This is a genomic window from Frondihabitans sucicola (assembly GCF_030296615.1).
GTDB classification, from domain to species: Bacteria; Actinomycetota; Actinomycetes; order Actinomycetales; family Microbacteriaceae; genus Frondihabitans; species Frondihabitans sucicola.
The window spans coordinates 41,543-55,152 of the sequence record NZ_AP027733.1; the positions used below are offsets into that span (position 1 = coordinate 41,543).

General features: G+C 68.3%; 23 protein-coding genes and 1 pseudogene. 2 read left to right on the plus strand and 22 right to left on the minus strand.

Features of this window, described 5'->3' with window-relative positions; all coding sequences use genetic code 11:
* Window positions 1–43: 43 nt before the first annotated feature.
* The 13 genes and pseudogenes from QUE79_RS22070 to QUE79_RS22130 all read right to left on the minus strand — a co-directional run bounded on the left by QUE79_RS22070 (window position 44) and on the right by QUE79_RS22130 (window position 7,834).
* Window positions 44–652: a helix-turn-helix domain-containing protein gene (locus QUE79_RS22070; protein ID WP_286347203.1), complete on the minus strand. Its 609-nt coding sequence runs from the start codon at window positions 650–652 to the stop codon at window positions 44–46.
* Between the two features lie 4 nt (window positions 653–656).
* The gene (locus tag QUE79_RS22075; RefSeq protein ID WP_286347204.1) at window positions 657–1,379 is read right to left on the minus strand and encodes a hypothetical protein; all 723 of its coding nucleotides are present in this window, start codon (window positions 1,377–1,379) and stop codon (window positions 657–659) included.
* Window positions 1,380–1,407: 28 nt separating this feature from the next.
* Complete coding sequence (locus QUE79_RS22080; RefSeq protein ID WP_286347205.1) at window positions 1,408–1,542, minus strand: hypothetical protein; 135 nt, start codon at window positions 1,540–1,542, stop codon at window positions 1,408–1,410.
* On the minus strand, window positions 1,539–1,919 hold the full coding sequence (locus QUE79_RS22085) for a hypothetical protein (RefSeq protein ID WP_286347206.1): 381 nt from the start codon (window positions 1,917–1,919) through the stop codon (window positions 1,539–1,541). The genes QUE79_RS22080 and QUE79_RS22085 overlap by 4 nt, the downstream gene beginning before the upstream one ends.
* Window position 1,920: 1 nt before the next feature.
* Window positions 1,921–2,133: a hypothetical protein gene (locus tag QUE79_RS22090; protein WP_286347207.1), complete on the minus strand. Its 213-nt coding sequence runs from the start codon at window positions 2,131–2,133 to the stop codon at window positions 1,921–1,923.
* A complete protein-coding gene (locus QUE79_RS22095) occupies window positions 2,130–2,489 on the minus strand; it encodes a hypothetical protein (RefSeq protein WP_286347208.1) in 360 nt (119 codons plus the stop codon). Before QUE79_RS22095 ends, QUE79_RS22090 begins: the two co-directional genes overlap by 4 nt.
* Window positions 2,490–2,700: 211 nt before the next feature.
* Window positions 2,701–3,132 carry a hypothetical protein gene (locus QUE79_RS22100; protein ID WP_286347218.1) on the minus strand — a complete coding sequence of 144 codons (432 nt, stop codon included), beginning with the start codon at window positions 3,130–3,132 and terminating at the stop codon, window positions 2,701–2,703.
* A 445-nt stretch (window positions 3,133–3,577) separates the two neighbouring features.
* Window positions 3,578–4,078, minus strand: a complete 501-nt coding sequence (locus QUE79_RS22105) for a hypothetical protein (RefSeq protein ID WP_286347219.1) — start codon at window positions 4,076–4,078, stop codon at window positions 3,578–3,580.
* 96 nt (window positions 4,079–4,174) lie between these two features.
* Window positions 4,175–4,759 carry a hypothetical protein gene (locus tag QUE79_RS22110; protein WP_286347220.1) on the minus strand — a complete coding sequence of 195 codons (585 nt, stop codon included), beginning with the start codon at window positions 4,757–4,759 and terminating at the stop codon, window positions 4,175–4,177.
* Window positions 4,760–4,939: 180 nt separating this feature from the next.
* The gene (locus tag QUE79_RS22115) at window positions 4,940–5,248 is read right to left on the minus strand and encodes a hypothetical protein (RefSeq protein WP_286347221.1); all 309 of its coding nucleotides are present in this window, start codon (window positions 5,246–5,248) and stop codon (window positions 4,940–4,942) included.
* Window positions 5,249–5,312: 64 nt separating this feature from the next.
* Complete coding sequence (locus tag QUE79_RS22120) at window positions 5,313–6,947, minus strand: hypothetical protein (protein WP_286347222.1); 1,635 nt, start codon at window positions 6,945–6,947, stop codon at window positions 5,313–5,315.
* A 113-nt stretch (window positions 6,948–7,060) separates the two neighbouring features.
* Window positions 7,061–7,477 (minus strand): annotated as a pseudogene (locus QUE79_RS25975) (RNase H family protein); the annotation flags it as partial.
* A gap of 171 nt (window positions 7,478–7,648) precedes the next feature.
* On the minus strand, window positions 7,649–7,834 hold the full coding sequence (locus QUE79_RS22130) for a hypothetical protein (RefSeq protein ID WP_286347224.1): 186 nt from the start codon (window positions 7,832–7,834) through the stop codon (window positions 7,649–7,651).
* A gap of 231 nt (window positions 7,835–8,065) precedes the next feature.
* Here QUE79_RS22130 and QUE79_RS22135 point away from each other — a divergent pair, with 231 nt between their 5' ends.
* Both QUE79_RS22135 and QUE79_RS22140 read left to right on the plus strand, forming a co-directional pair.
* Complete coding sequence (locus QUE79_RS22135) at window positions 8,066–8,257, plus strand: antitoxin Phd (protein WP_286347225.1); 192 nt, start codon at window positions 8,066–8,068, stop codon at window positions 8,255–8,257.
* Between the two features lie 29 nt (window positions 8,258–8,286).
* A complete protein-coding gene (locus tag QUE79_RS22140; protein WP_286347420.1) occupies window positions 8,287–8,634 on the plus strand; it encodes a type II toxin-antitoxin system death-on-curing family toxin in 348 nt (115 codons plus the stop codon).
* 108 nt (window positions 8,635–8,742) lie between these two features.
* On the opposite strand, the gene QUE79_RS22145 is transcribed toward QUE79_RS22140, so the two are convergent.
* From QUE79_RS22145 to QUE79_RS22185, 9 genes are all read right to left on the minus strand, one after another.
* On the minus strand, window positions 8,743–9,285 hold the full coding sequence (locus QUE79_RS22145) for a hypothetical protein (protein WP_286347226.1): 543 nt from the start codon (window positions 9,283–9,285) through the stop codon (window positions 8,743–8,745).
* The gene (locus QUE79_RS22150) at window positions 9,282–9,569 is read right to left on the minus strand and encodes a hypothetical protein (RefSeq protein WP_286347227.1); all 288 of its coding nucleotides are present in this window, start codon (window positions 9,567–9,569) and stop codon (window positions 9,282–9,284) included. Before QUE79_RS22150 ends, QUE79_RS22145 begins: the two co-directional genes overlap by 4 nt.
* The gene (locus QUE79_RS22155; protein WP_286347228.1) at window positions 9,566–9,943 is read right to left on the minus strand and encodes a hypothetical protein; all 378 of its coding nucleotides are present in this window, start codon (window positions 9,941–9,943) and stop codon (window positions 9,566–9,568) included. The genes QUE79_RS22150 and QUE79_RS22155 overlap by 4 nt, the downstream gene beginning before the upstream one ends.
* A gap of 117 nt (window positions 9,944–10,060) precedes the next feature.
* Window positions 10,061–10,879 carry a hypothetical protein gene (locus QUE79_RS22160; RefSeq protein WP_286347229.1) on the minus strand — a complete coding sequence of 273 codons (819 nt, stop codon included), beginning with the start codon at window positions 10,877–10,879 and terminating at the stop codon, window positions 10,061–10,063.
* 38 nt (window positions 10,880–10,917) lie between these two features.
* Window positions 10,918–11,064, minus strand: a complete 147-nt coding sequence (locus tag QUE79_RS22165) for a hypothetical protein (RefSeq protein WP_286347230.1) — start codon at window positions 11,062–11,064, stop codon at window positions 10,918–10,920.
* 325 nt (window positions 11,065–11,389) lie between these two features.
* Complete coding sequence (locus tag QUE79_RS22170) at window positions 11,390–12,121, minus strand: hypothetical protein (protein WP_286347231.1); 732 nt, start codon at window positions 12,119–12,121, stop codon at window positions 11,390–11,392.
* The gene (locus QUE79_RS22175; protein ID WP_286347232.1) at window positions 12,118–12,528 is read right to left on the minus strand and encodes a hypothetical protein; all 411 of its coding nucleotides are present in this window, start codon (window positions 12,526–12,528) and stop codon (window positions 12,118–12,120) included. Before QUE79_RS22175 ends, QUE79_RS22170 begins: the two co-directional genes overlap by 4 nt.
* Window positions 12,521–13,216: an aminoacyl-tRNA hydrolase gene (locus QUE79_RS22180; protein ID WP_286347233.1), complete on the minus strand. Its 696-nt coding sequence runs from the start codon at window positions 13,214–13,216 to the stop codon at window positions 12,521–12,523. The genes QUE79_RS22175 and QUE79_RS22180 overlap by 8 nt, the downstream gene beginning before the upstream one ends.
* Window positions 13,213–13,482, minus strand: a complete 270-nt coding sequence (locus QUE79_RS22185) for a hypothetical protein (protein ID WP_286347234.1) — start codon at window positions 13,480–13,482, stop codon at window positions 13,213–13,215. Before QUE79_RS22185 ends, QUE79_RS22180 begins: the two co-directional genes overlap by 4 nt.
* Between the last annotated feature and the right edge of the window lie 128 nt (window positions 13,483–13,610).

A 13,610-nucleotide genomic window follows, 5' to 3' on the forward strand; every position in this document is an offset into this window, starting at 1 on the left:
ATACGGGAATCCCGTAGGGAGGAAGCCGAGATGACGCGCGCACTCAGCCCGGCGTCCGCTCCAACTCGCGACGCAGTAGCTCCTGCATGATGACCGCCGTCGGGACGGAGGCGAGCTGAAGAGCGCGAGGGAGGACCGGCGGCATTCTGGCCTCCTCGGCCGTGACGAAACCCGCAGCGACGATCGCCTGCGGGATCGAGCGCTTGTACGCCTTCGCGGTCGCGATCACGAGCGGCAAGGTGGGCGAGAGCTTTCCGCTCATCCACCTACTGACCGTCCCGGGGCTCACGCCGACGTCGCGCGCGATCACCGACTGCGAAGCGCCGAGACTCTCCAGGTACTCGACCCAGCCCAGATTCCCGAGCTGGCCCCGCCGCGTTGCCGAAGCCTCCTTGGCCAGGACCGTTCGCGAGGTGGCCAGGTCCAGATACGAATGCAGGGCTCGTGACGTGAGATCGACGTCCCCTGAACCCGGCGGGACGACGTGATCCTGGATGATCAGCTCGACCATCGTCGCCAGCACCTCGTCGGCGACCTCGACGGGCTCCTCGCGGAGATAATCGCCAGCAGCCTTGTGGACAGCCTCGGTCATCGCCGCCCGCGACCGAGTTTCCCCGGTCCGCTGGACGCGGATGCCGTCCTCGGATGTCATGCCCTCATCCTTCCAGGACCGTCGGCGTGACGTTTCCGTGTCCCTGTCCTCGGATCGCGCCCTTGAGGCTGGGGCGCTCGGGCACGTTCTGTCCAGCGCGACGCAGCTCGTCATCCGTCAGCGGCACCGGGTCGAGGCCGAGGAGCAAGGCGAGGGTGCCGACGTTCATTCGAACCTCGCCGCGCTCGACGTTCACGGAGACGCCGGAGCGGCCGTTGTCCTCGATGTTCAGGTCCGCCATGACCTGGTGGATGGAGTCGCGAAGGAGCGTGTCTCGCGAGACGCGGGCGACGTCGAGGGCCGCGACGCGGTCGCGCTCGGCCTCGATCTCCTCGCCGATGGGAGCCCAGTCTTCCCAGAGGCCGGTGACCTTCTTCGCCTCGAAGTGGCAGAGCGTGACGCCTTCGGGCAGGTCGGACTCGTCGTAGATCGCTCCGGGAAACGTGAACTCGGCCAGCGACAGCGAACGGAGCCGATCGGCGTGCTGCCGGATGACCTCGAAGTCGCCGACGAAGCCGAGGTAGGAGTTCCCGAGACGGCTTCCGCCCAGGTATATCTGCACCGGCTCGGTGGGATCGAAGACATCTCGTCGCACGGTCCCGGGGTTCGTGAGGTCGAGCGGGATCAGCGCGCGGGTCTCCAGGACGCACTCGCCGCTCGGGCGGTAGGTGTACCCGGTGTCGCGGAGCGCGTAGATGGCGTCGCGGCGCATCTGGTTGAGCTTCACGGCTTGCTCCTGGCGAGAGTGATGGTGGTCACGAGGTGCTCTTGCCAGTGGCGATCGCGAGCCGGACGACGCCCGCGGTGAGCGCCAGGTAGGCGAAGAGCGGCCAGAGGTTCCCGACGGCGTCCAAGGCCCAGGATGCGAGTCGAGCGAGGTCGTCGATCACTGACCCTCACCCAGGGTTTCCGTGTCCCTCTCGGGGAGCAGGTGGACGTGGTCGAGAATCCACTGACCGTTGGTCATGCAGGAGTCGCCTGCGACCTCTTCGAGAATCTGCTTGCCGTGGTGCTGGTGCGCCTCGACATACGCGGCCTGGTGATCCCCGGACGCCGCGGCCCGCATGACCACGGCCTGGTGCTCGCTGAAGCTCCGTCGCGACTTCGGGAAGGACTTGTAGTCGAGGGTCGCTTCGGTGACGACGGCGTTCATGGCCATGAGCATCCGGAGCGCGTAGACCTCGTCGAGCGCGCCCGTGAGCAGCGCCCGCATGTCCTCTTTGGAGAGGTCGTCGAACGACCAGCGCTCGGGGAGTTGCCGAGTCATGTCAGCCTCTCGGGGTTCGGTCGACGAATGTGACGGCCGCGAGAACGCCGACGCCCGAGCAGAGTAGGCCGGTGAATACCACGATGGCCGCAGCCGCATTGGAGAGCGCAGAACTGGCGCGATCATCCGCGAGCACGGGTTGGACGATGTGGAGCCCAATGAGGACGCCGATGATCGCGGCAATCGCGCCGAAGGCGATGGCAGCCCGGATCACGACGAGGCCTCCGCCTTCTCCGGCACAGACTCCAGCCGAGCCTGCCCCTCGGTCGTCTGCGACGAGCCGACCGACATTCCGGCGATCGTTGCCAGGAGGGCGAGGCCGCCGCGCTCGGCGGCCGCTGCCGCCGTCAGGTTCACCTCCGGCTCGACGAACAGCTCGCACTTGCAGACCTTGGAGGACGTCCGGCGGTCGGGCTTCAGGCATGCCCCCATGTCGAATGAGGTGCCGCCCGAGACTCGGTGATGACGCGACTCGTGGCCGCAGCTTGCGCAGGGCGTGGGCGGCTTCATCCCGAAGGCGTTGGCGATGTCGGCGGCGTCGAAACGCGTGCCGTTGGCGGTGGTCTTCATTTCCGTGTCCCCTTGGTGGTGGTTGTCGGTTGGCGGCGGCGCAGCACGACGCGCGCGGCTCGGCGGCGAGGGTGGATGCCATGCCTGATAATCGCGTCTGCGACGCGCTCCGAGTAGAGGTCCGGGTAGAGGCGAATCTCGGCCCGCTGCCCGTCGATGACGTCATGGATGACCCGCGCAAGCGGGCTTAGGGGAATCGGCCGCTTGCGGGTCACTGCTTGGCCGACTTGGGAGCGATCAGCTCGCCGTTGGAGATCAGGTAGATGTAGCCGTCCTGCGCGCTGGAGTACGCGACGATCGCCTTCCCGTCGATGTGCGCGACGGCGGGGTCCTTCGCGGTGGCCTGCCCCAGCGCCTCGGCTTCGCCCTGCGAGACGCCCCAGCCTGACCGAATTGCGTCGGCCGTGGAGCCGAGACCAACGAAGATCGCGGTGAAAAACGACATCACCGAGAGGGTGAAGAACGCCACCCCCACGACGGCAAGCCCAGAGAACAGATTCTGTCGCCGAGACCTCGACCCGATGTGGAGCGCGAGGGCGGCGATGCTCACGACCATGGCTGCGACACCGATCCACGCGAGAGAGAGGCTCCCGTGCCCCGTGGGGGCGGCGACGCCAAGGGTGGCGGCTGCGATGGCGTGCATGGAGTCCTCTCGCCGACGAGTCCCTCCCGCGCAGCTCGGACCAGTTTACCGCAACATGCTATACAAACGCTAGCTTGGTAGCGCGGCCGTGTCACGGCGGGGCTAGAGAGTCGACTTTCCGTGTCCCCACGTCTGGGGCGCAGCAAGGGTTGAGTGGGCCTCGGGTGTCGCCTAGGGTCGAAGTGCTGGCGGTTAGGTCGCGCGGCGCAGGACTTTGAGACATGCGTCGGCATCGGTCGGGCATGGGGACGAATCCCTCCGGTGCCACTCCACCAGCAGAAGCCCCGCCTGCATGTCGCGCGCAGTCGGGGCTTCGTTCTGCCATCCGTGCTTCATCAGAGTCCGCTGCTCACCACGAGCGCCTGGTCTCCCATCCCCGACCCCCTGCCCCTGACGCACGAGAGCCCCGCCGCCCTCTCGGGTGCGGGGCCTCGCGGAGACCGGCCTACTGGCCGTTGTCGACGATGGTGATGGCGCCATCCTTGGACTGGAGGACGATCGGGTGGACGCCGAACATGCCTGCGAAGCCGGAGCCACCGCCGGTGTTGACGGCGTACGCCTCGGCGCGGACACGGCCGACGTAGTAGCCCTTCTTGGCGTTGGTCGCACGGCGGCGGTCTGCGTTCTGGGCAGAGGACTCGGAGAACCAGCCGGTGGCGTCTCCGTTGTTGTCGCGGATGCACCAGACGGGGCCGTACTGGCCGCGGACGTTCTTCGCGTCGACGAGGTTGCCGTCGAGGTCGAACAACGCGGGGAACTCCCACGTGCCGCCCTGCTCGACGATCTCGGCCTTGAGTCGGTTGAGCGAGGCCATGATGCCGCTGGCGGCCTGGCTGGCGAAGCCGTCGGTGTCGGAGCGCTCGAAGGATTCGATGGCGTCGGCGTCCTGGCGGGCAGCGTCGGCGCGGTATTCGGCGGCGGTCTTGGTGAGGGTGGTGGCGCTCATGGTCCTCGTGTCCTCTCGACCCTGTCCCTCAGGGCCTTTCGTGAGTTCTACAGTACATGTAAAGGAATGCGTGTCAAGTCCCGCGGGAAGATTCGATCAGGCGACGAAGGCAGCCGTGACGTGCTGCTCGACCCAGAGGTCGCCGAGCGACGGCACCGCGGCCGCGGCGACCACTCGGGCCTCCCAGTCGGCAGGGCTCGCCACGAGCGGCCAGGGCACCGCCTGGTCGAACTGGCTGAAGGTGTGGTCGACGACGAACACGCTCCCGTCCTTCATCGTCACGAGCACGGCGTCGTGGAAGTGGCAGCCGCCGGGCCTGGCGACTGCGAGGGCCTGCACAGGCACGACGGAGGCGACGTCCTGGAGGTCGGTCTCTCCGTGCAGCCCATGCGGGTCGAGCGCCTGACAGATGGCGGTGACGACCGAGTCGCACTGGCCGTAGGCGGTCATCGCGTCCCGGAGTTCGGCAGCCTCCTCGACGTGGGTGCCAGCCTCCTCGTCGGGGTTGAGGTCGATCGGCTCGATCCAGGGCAGGTGCTCGTCGAGCACGACGGTCACAGTGGCGGCGACGCGGGAGGCCCGCTCCGCCTCCGTCACCGGCTGATCTCGGGCGGTGCGGTTCCAGACGTAGGTCGCCTGCTCAGTGAGCGGCTGGTCGGGGTTCGTGGTGGTGATCCACATGGTGTCGTCCTCTCGTCGCCGTGTCCCTCCGGCTGCTGCCTACAGTACATGCGGCCACTGACACTGTCGCAGGCCGCGCGAGCCCGGCGCAGAGGCGGCGGGTCGGGGATGGGAGAGCCAGCGGAGCATGGGGCAACGACGGCCCCACAACTTTCGATGCGGGGCCGTCGTTGCGACGCGTCAGGCACTCAGCGAGTCGAGCAGCACCGGCAGGTGCACCACCTCACGGTCCTTCGGGAAGGCGTAGAGCACGCCCTCCTGGAGCACTCGGGGTCCGTACTGAGCACGGGTCTCGCTGCCGTGTCGGCGGATGGTCGACTCGGAGGCGCCGGGGAGGTCCTTGACGGCCAGCACGGCGCGGATGAAGGCGGCCATCGTCGGGAAGTGCCCGATGATCTCGAACTGAACGTTCCCCTCGTGCTGGCCGAGCGCACGAGCGCGTTTCGGGTCCGCAGCCAGGTACGTGTAGGTCTTCTTCCAACCAGCCATGCTGTCCTCTCGGAGTCCGTCCCTCGGTCTCACAGAACCTACAGTACACGCTCAGAGCGTACTGTCAAACAAGGCTATCCGGCGAGAGTCTCAGCGTCCGGGGGTCGAGGGCGGACTGCCACCCGGGGTGCTCGGCGTCGAGCTGGGCGACGACGCCGGAGAGCTGCTGGGCCAGGGAGATGACCTCGCGCACCAGCGCGCCACGGGACGACGGCATCGCCGTCACGGTGGCGAGCGACTCCTCTCGCGGCGGGGTTGCCACGAGCGTCGGCACCTCGTCCGCGACGACCACCTCGGGCTCGGTGTTGGCCGGGGTTTCCGTGTCCCCAATGGGCTCCGCGGCGAGGAGTCCATGCGTGACACGATCGATGTCGGACGGGCTCAGCTCGCGCCACCGCGGCGCCAGCTCGTCGAGCTGCACGAGGATCGCCTTCGGCAGGCGCCCACGGCTCTCGGCGATGCGGATGTCGGCGAGCCAGTGCGTCGCGGACTTGCTGCCGCCGAACGTGCCGCTCTTGATGTACCCGAGCATCTGCTCGGCGAGGAACATGGCGAAGTCGAGACGGAAGGACACCCACTCCTTGTCGAGCGCTCCCGGGGCGTCCTCACGCCACTTGGGCGCCACGCGATCGAGCACGCCGGTCAGCTCCTCGGCGAGGAGCCCCTCCGCCTCCAGGGCCCGGAGGGACCGCAGTCGGATGAGGGCGCCGGGTACGCGACTGAGGCGGCCCGCGTTGGCCGCGCCGATGAACGTCTGGATGTCAGCCAGGGCATCCACGAGGCGGGACGGCGCGTCGTCGGAGAGCCTGGTCGACCACGGCTTCTTCCAGACGGAGGCGAGTTCGGCACTGAGGCGCATGTGCCTGTTCAGGCGGCCGAAGCTGAGGGCCGCCCAGCCGGGCAAGACCTCGTCGACCTCAATCCGAGCGGCGGGGGCGAGGTTCCGGCGCTTGAGGGCGGTGTGCCAGGTATCCGCGAACGGCGTGGTGGCGAGGTTCCCGCGGCGCGCGGCGGCGAGGAATCGCCGATCGGCGGCCGTGAGCGTGGTCTCCGCGTCAGTAGGGGGCGTCGCGGTGGCCGCGGCTTGCTCGGCTTTAGCGGTCGCCCGGCGCACGGATTTCTCGGCGTGCTCACGAGCCTGGATGATCTCGATGAAGGTCTTGCCGTCATCCCATTTGGGGAACTTCTCGTCGAGGATGTGCCCGATGCCCGCGCCTCGGAGACGGTCTCGCATGGATCGGATGCCGTTGATCCACTCCTGTCCGCTCTGGCGATACTCGCGCAGTTCCGCCGTCGTCATGGACAGCCATGGCTGCTTCCAGCGCTGAGGATTCCTGTCTGTCAGGACGCTCGCGGCGATGGTGAGGTCCGCGAGGGTCGACACGCGCCATCCGGGCGCAACGGCGTCGAGCTGCTTGATGATCACGGGAGGCGCGGTGCCCGTGGCCTCCTGGTGGCGCACCAGCTCCAGCCAGCTCATGATCCCATCGCCCACCCTGGCCAGCAGTCCATCGCGGGCGGCCGTGATGAACGCTTCCGCGTCCTTCTGGTACGCCTTGACGGCGACGCTCTGGAGGGTCGCCTGAGGGTTCGTCGACGTCCGGGCATGCCCCTTGGCCCATGTGACCTCAGGCGACTCAGGGATGCAGACGCAGCTCCGCTCTGGCACGAGCGCGAGAGCGGCCGCGAGGTTGTCCATGATGATCCGCGCCTGCCTCGCGGGGGCCGCGACGGGGGAACGATCGTGCTCAGCCCGGCGAGGCGATCGGCTGCATGATTCCGCTCGTCGGTGGCGTGCCCCTTGACCCAGTGGGCATGGATGTCTCTGGCCTCGGCGAGGTCGGCGATGAGGTCGACCTGGTCCCGGCAGACTTCACTGCCTCCGGCGATCTGATCGGCGATCCGGTCGGCAATGTTGACGTACGGCGCGATCGCCCGGAGCGCCGCGTGCGAATCGGCGATGAGGTGGATGGTGGCGCCCTCTGGCGTGGCGGAGAGGGCTTCGACGATGGCCTGGAGTTCGGTGCGGAGGTTGTCGCGCTCCTCCCCTGGCATGGCGCCGTACCCGTACTGGCCGGAGTTGTCTACCCACCCCCATCCACCTCGCAGGCCGCGGAGGCTGCCGTCGGTCCATACGGCGATGAAGGCGGGAGTCTTGATGGATGCTGTGCTGGGAGGTGAGCTGATGGATCGCGGCTTCGGCGCGTCGACGCTCGGCGGAAGTGCCATGAGCGGATGGAGTGGGCGCGGGGAGCTGCTAGCGGCACCCTGGAGTGCGGCCGCGGCTTGACGGTTCCACTCGCTCACTCCCTTAGGGTAGCAGGTTGCGGCTTTGCGGCGCCACGAGCCAGCGGGTCAGGAATGGGAGAACCTGCGGAGCGACGACGGGCCCGCCCCGCCCTAGGCGGCCCAGGCGGTGAGTTCGGGCTCGTAGGCCTGGATGACCACGCGCGACCCGAGCGGGGCCTGCGGGATCGACCAGGGCGACGAGAACGGAGCCCGGGGAGCCGGAGTACTGAGGGCCTGAACTTCCGCGAGAAGGGCACTGGCGGCCGCGTCGAACCGGGACTTCATGAGAGACGTCACGTTGTGACGGTCCCCCTCTGAGTCTCCGTGAGACGTAACCACGCGAGCCCCCAAAAGCCGTGCTGGTCGATGACTTCAGCCCGGCGTCCGTCGAACTCGGAAGTGGGCTGGAACCTTCCGGATCGGAAGGTGATTGCTACAGTACACGTGACTACCGACACTGTCTACAAATGCATCCGGGAATGCGAAAAACAGCACCAGAATGGGTGCCGGAATTGGTACCGTGAATGCATGCCCTCACTGAATGTGACCTTCACCGACGACGAACTCGAAGAGATTCGCCAGGCCGCCACGGACACCTCGCTCAAGACGTACGTGCACGACAGCGCCCTCAACGCCGCCCGCACCCGCAAAGCCCTCGTCGCCCAGCTCGCACGGCAGGTCGCCGAGAAGTCCGCTGTGCTCAACGAGCGCCTCGCGTGAGCGTCTACTTCCTCGACCGCGACGACGTCATGACCGCAGGCTCCATCGCCTACGGACAACCCGTCGCGGTCCGCGACTTCGGCCTCCTCGATGCCGCCGTCGCGCGCCCGCAAAGCGTCGTGTTCGGCTACGACGCCTACCCGGACCTCTGGCAGAAGGCGGCAGCCCTCCTGCATTCCGTCGCGCGGAACCATTCCCTCGTGGACGGCAACAAGCGCACGGCATGGGCGGCCGCGTGGGTGTTCCTCGGGTGCAATGGCGTCACCCTCGCCGCCGAATTCGACGTGGATGCCGCCTATGACTTCATGATCGCGGCCGCCACCGGTGACCTCGACGTTCCGGAGATCGCGACAGCCCTTGAGGCGTTCGCGGAGTAGGGGTGGGTCGGGGATGGGAGTGCCAACGCTCGCTGGCGCCGAGCGCAGCTCTTCATTCAGAAATGAAGCGACACTCGTTCATCAGTGACGTGGCATTCACGCCCGGCCTCAGACCGCGCTTTCTCGCAGCCGCACGATGAACTCGGCCAGTTCCTGCTCCATGGTCGCGTGCCGCCGCTCGGTGTAGCGAGAGAAGCCACCGAAGAGGGTCAGGGTTCCGTTCCACAGGTGGAAGTTGGGGTCTCTGCGGTCGTCCACGTCCTCCCAGGCGCTCAGCCCCTGGTCCTCGTAGGACTCGATGGCGGCGCGGTTCCGCCCGAACAGCTCATCGCCGGAAGCGCGTGGGTGGGCGTTGACGAGCGCGCCCGCCTCCGTCAGAACGAGCCACCGAACGACGTGCCATCCACGCTCGATCGGCTGGGGCGCGCGCCAAGGGGTTAGTAGGCCGGGCTTGGATCGACAGAGGACGACATTCGGAGACGCCACGTCCGACGCGAGCCGTGCTGCGTCGACGAGCAGCGCTGCGCCCCTGTCCATCTCGACACCCTCGATCCGGGCCGCCTCGGCCTTCTCGGCCTCGGCCTGCCTCTCCGTCTCGATCGCCTTCAGTCGCTCGGCCTCGGCTTCTTCGATGGCCCTCTCCAGGCTCATGTGGTCTCCCCTCGTGGGCGGATCGTGATCTGCGTGCCGTCGTCGAGGTCGCGGAGCGACATCAGGACCTCGCGGGCGAGCGGGATGGACACGCCCCCTCGAAGAACGGCTTCGTCGACGATGAGGTACCAGTGCAGGACGTCCCGCTCGACGGTGTTCGCGCGCCACTGGAGAACACCTCGGCGGCGGCGGCCGTCAGGCTCGGTGAAGGTGACGTAGGCGCCGTCCGCCTCGGGCGTGAGGTCCCGGAATGAGTGAGTCGTGGCGGCGGCCGTCAGACTCACGAAGCACCCTCGACGGTGGCCTCACGCAGCTCGCGCCGGTATCGCGCAGCCTGGCGGGCCATCGAGGCCCGCTGGGACCAGTAGGCGCCGTGGAAGCTGACCACCAGGACGCCGAAGAAAGCGCCGACGCCGCCGCCCAGGGTGATGTAGGCGAGGGACATGACGCTCGCGGAGCCGAGCGCGCCGCCGATCGCGAGGATCGCGATGGTGCTGTGGCACATCAGGGCGATCGTGCCGCGCAGCAGCGCGTCCATCTCGCGGGCGACCTTGCCGCCAGAGCGATGCCCCGCGGCGCGGAGGTCGAGCAGGGTGAAGGGCGTGGTCGCGATGGCCACGAGGGCGATGACGATGCAGGCGGTGATCGTGGGGTGCATGGGAGTGCTCCGATCGGGAGGGGCGGACCGAGACCTCGGCCACGCTATCTGGGTAGCGTTAGTGTAGCAGGTTGCTGTCTTGCGCTCCACGCTCGCCCATGCCGGTCCCCGGACTGCTCAGGCTCGCTCCAGCCGCTCCGCTTCCCGCCGCACGGCATCCACCAGCTTCAGGGGCGCGCCGTACCCGTCGGAGAGGGCTCGGAGGACGTTGGTCACGACCTCGGTCCGGGCGGGCTTGGTGTACGCGTCGATCCAGTGCTCGTCGGTCCGCACGGCAGCCACGGTGGCGGCGAGGTCACCCTCCAGGTCGGCGAACGCGTTGAACGAGTTCTCGCGAACCATCGCCACCGCGCCGCGCACGGCATAGAAGAGCACGTGCGGCTCGTCGGAGTCTCGCTTGAGGCCGTCGACCAGGCGCTCCGCGAGCATCTTGCGCCCCTGGAGGGAGGAGGCGCGAAGCTCCGGCAGGGCTTCGAGTTCGAGGGCGAGTTCGCGGATGCGGGCCAGCTCGATCTGACGCTTCTCCTCGTACGCGACCTCGACGCCCGAGCGCCAGGCGGCGGCTCGCCGATTGAGGTCCGTCCGCCAATCGGGCGTCGCGACGAAGGCGTACTTGATCGATCCGCCGATCCAGTGGGCGAAGAGCGTGTCGGGCTGTCCCGCGTGGGCCTCAGCGTCACGGCGGATGTCGATGGGCAGCTTCTCGTCGTCGTCCTCCTCTTCGAGGGAGTTGGGGTCGAACCGCTGCTCCTGGAGGATCGCGAAGGGTGCCGCAGTGGCCTTGGCGAGATCGAAGGCCTCCTCGACGCTGACCTGTGGGTAGGGGACGAACACGTCGGTGTCGTAGTCCATGACGACGTCGAGGTCCGGGATGCCACGGGCCGCGAGGGCCGCGCGTACCTCGGCAGCGAGTGCGGTGATGTCGATGTCGGTCATGCTTCCCCCATGTCGTGGTGTTTCCGTGTCCCCTGCCATCAGAGGAGGGTGACGTGCAGCTCCTGGCCGTCGAGTCGCCGCGCTTCCGCATGGCCGCCCATCTCCTGGTTCCGGGCGACTTCAACGTAGAGCGCGAGGGCGCGGCGGAGCGTCTCGCCGAGCGGCGTGCCGTCGTCCTGGTGCATCTGTTCCAGGGTCTCGGCGGTCTCGGTGTTGAGGTTGCAGGAGATGCGTCCGGTCTGTTCGTCGACCTCCGGGCTGACGTTGGGAGTCCGCAGCTCGCGCCGCTCCCCGTCGCCTCCCAGAGACTGAGGCGGGCTCCTTCTCGGGCGAAGCCGTCGACAGCGTGACGGACGCTGATGGTGCGCCGAACGATCTCGGTGAGGCTGGTGCCCTGCGTCTCCATGACAGCCTTGTAGGCGGGGAGCATGCTGGCGAGCACCTCGGCGTCGAGCCGGTGCAGCCCGCGCTCGTCCGCGGGTCCGATGGTGCCTTCGCGCATATGTCGTCCTACTCGTAGCCGGGGCTGGGGGCGAGGTCGGCGGATTCGGCCGATCGCACGGCTGCGGCGTCGCCGCTGGTGCAGGTGAACTTCTCCGTGAGCGGCTCGCCATAGGCCAGGTGGCCCTTCGGCATGGCGCAGGTCAGGGAGTCGCCGTCAGCGAGAGAGATGGTCGCGGTCATGTTCGGGGTGCGGTCCCCCGTGGCCGTGAAGCGGACGTCGAGGTAGGTCTCGTCGTACGGGGCGTCGTAGATGAGCTGCCCAGCCACGCCCACCTCGGTTTCCGTGTCCCCCTGGGGGAACGTGGCGCCGGAGATGGGAATCATTCGAGACTCGGAGGTCGAGGCCACCCGGTCGACATGCGCAGCGTGCAGCAGGCCGGACCCAACGAGCACGACCGCCAACGAGAGGGTGATGGCGACAGCCGCGTGCCACGGACTCGCGTGGGCGCCGCGGCGGCGGAGGATCGCCCAGACGGTCCCCGGCGCGCCGAAGAGCAGCAGGAGCGTGCCGATGGCGAGCAGCGCCGTTCCGGCAGGGGTCGTGGGGATCAGGCTGAGCAGCGCCAGGAGGACTCCCGCTGCCGCGCACGTGATGGGCGCGGCGTAGAGCAGCCAGCCGAAGCTCCGGATCGGCACGACGATCGGCGTGCCGTCCTCGTCGCGCTCGGTCGGCCAGCCCTTGCGGCGCGCTTCCCTCTTGCGACTCGCCAGGGACTTCTCGCGGTACGTGGGGCTCACTGACTTCCCGCCGTCTCGGCGGCAGCGGTTTCCGTGTCCCCGAATCGCTCCCACCAGGCCTGCCAGTCCCACGGCTCCCATCGGTCGAGGTCACCGTGGAAGGCTCCACAGAAGCAGAAGCCGGTGGACTCGTGGCTCATGATCGTCAGCTCGCCCGTGGGTGTCACGCGCGGCGGCGGCGAGGTCAAAGTCCGAGCCCAGCGGACGATCGCGGCGTGGAGCGGGTTCGAGCAGGGCTCCGTGGTCTCCCGGCCGTCGAAGTACATGGTGCTGATGTGGCCGATCCCACCGCAGTCGTCGCAGCGGGAGTGCGCGTCGATGGCTCGCTGCTCATCGGGGGTCGGTGGCGCCGGTTCGTGCCGGTCCCCGGCTGGCTCGATGTCGAAGTCCATGCTCGGCTCAGCCATCAGCGTCCGTGCTTCCGCAGAAGAAGCAGGCCATCCCGTTGTTGTTCGAGCTGCCGCACGTGCCGCAGGGCTCCGTGGCGACGAGATCGCTGGTGGGGACGTCGCGTGCGTCCATCCCGTGGTTGAAGTTGACCAGGGTGAAGCGGTCGTTGCCGGGGCATGCGGCCGCGAGCTTGAAGCCCTGGAAGGTCTGGCGCATGGAGGGGTCGGTGCCCACGTAGCGGACGGGCTGCCCCTCGGTGAAGGGCGACGGGCCGACCTCGTACTCGCTCGACAGAAGCGGGCTGGCGGTCATGGAGGGAGGCGTCGCGGCGCCGAGTGCCTTGAGGGCGTCGAGGATGACGCCGCGGGTCACAGGAGACCCCGTGGCGGCGGCCCACTGCTCCAGCTCCGTGAGCGCGGCGATGACGTTCGACGGCGTCGCTTGCGGGACCTCGGGGGCCCAGTTGGTCCCCGCCGTGAGGGTGCCGGGCTCGACCTCGGTGCGTCCGGCGTCGCGGACCTGCGTCGGGAGTGCCTCGATCTGCTCGCGACTACCACCCAGGACGACGACGGGCGTCCCTGGGTGCGCGCCGACGGCGATGAGGGCAGCGTGGACGGCCTGCGCGGCGTACTTGCCGCGGCTCATCTTGGCGCCGGTGTTGACGAGGATGCGCATCTTCAGCTCGTCGGTGGGGGCGTCCGTCATCGGCGGACCTCCTTCAGTGGCTTCTTGGCGGACACGGCCATCAGCAGGGCCGCGGAGGCGCCGAACGCGGGGACAACGGGGCCGAGGAGCAGGAGCACCTGCGCAGCGGCGTCGCTGACGTATTCGGAGAGCGCGATCAGGCTCAGGGCGAGCGGGATGCTGGCCAGGAACGTGACGACGGCGGCGAGGAGGAGACGTGTTGCGCGGCGCGTGTGCGCCAACTCGGCAGCGCGTCGTTCGTAGTACCTCGGAGCCATCTTGATCACGGCGTCACCTCTCTTCCATGCTTCACTCTACAGTACACGCATATGCACGTCTTGTCTAAGACGGGTGGGTCGCGGCTCCTTGGGGGTTCCCGTGTCCCTAAACTCGACGCATGCCCCTGGCCGCCCCA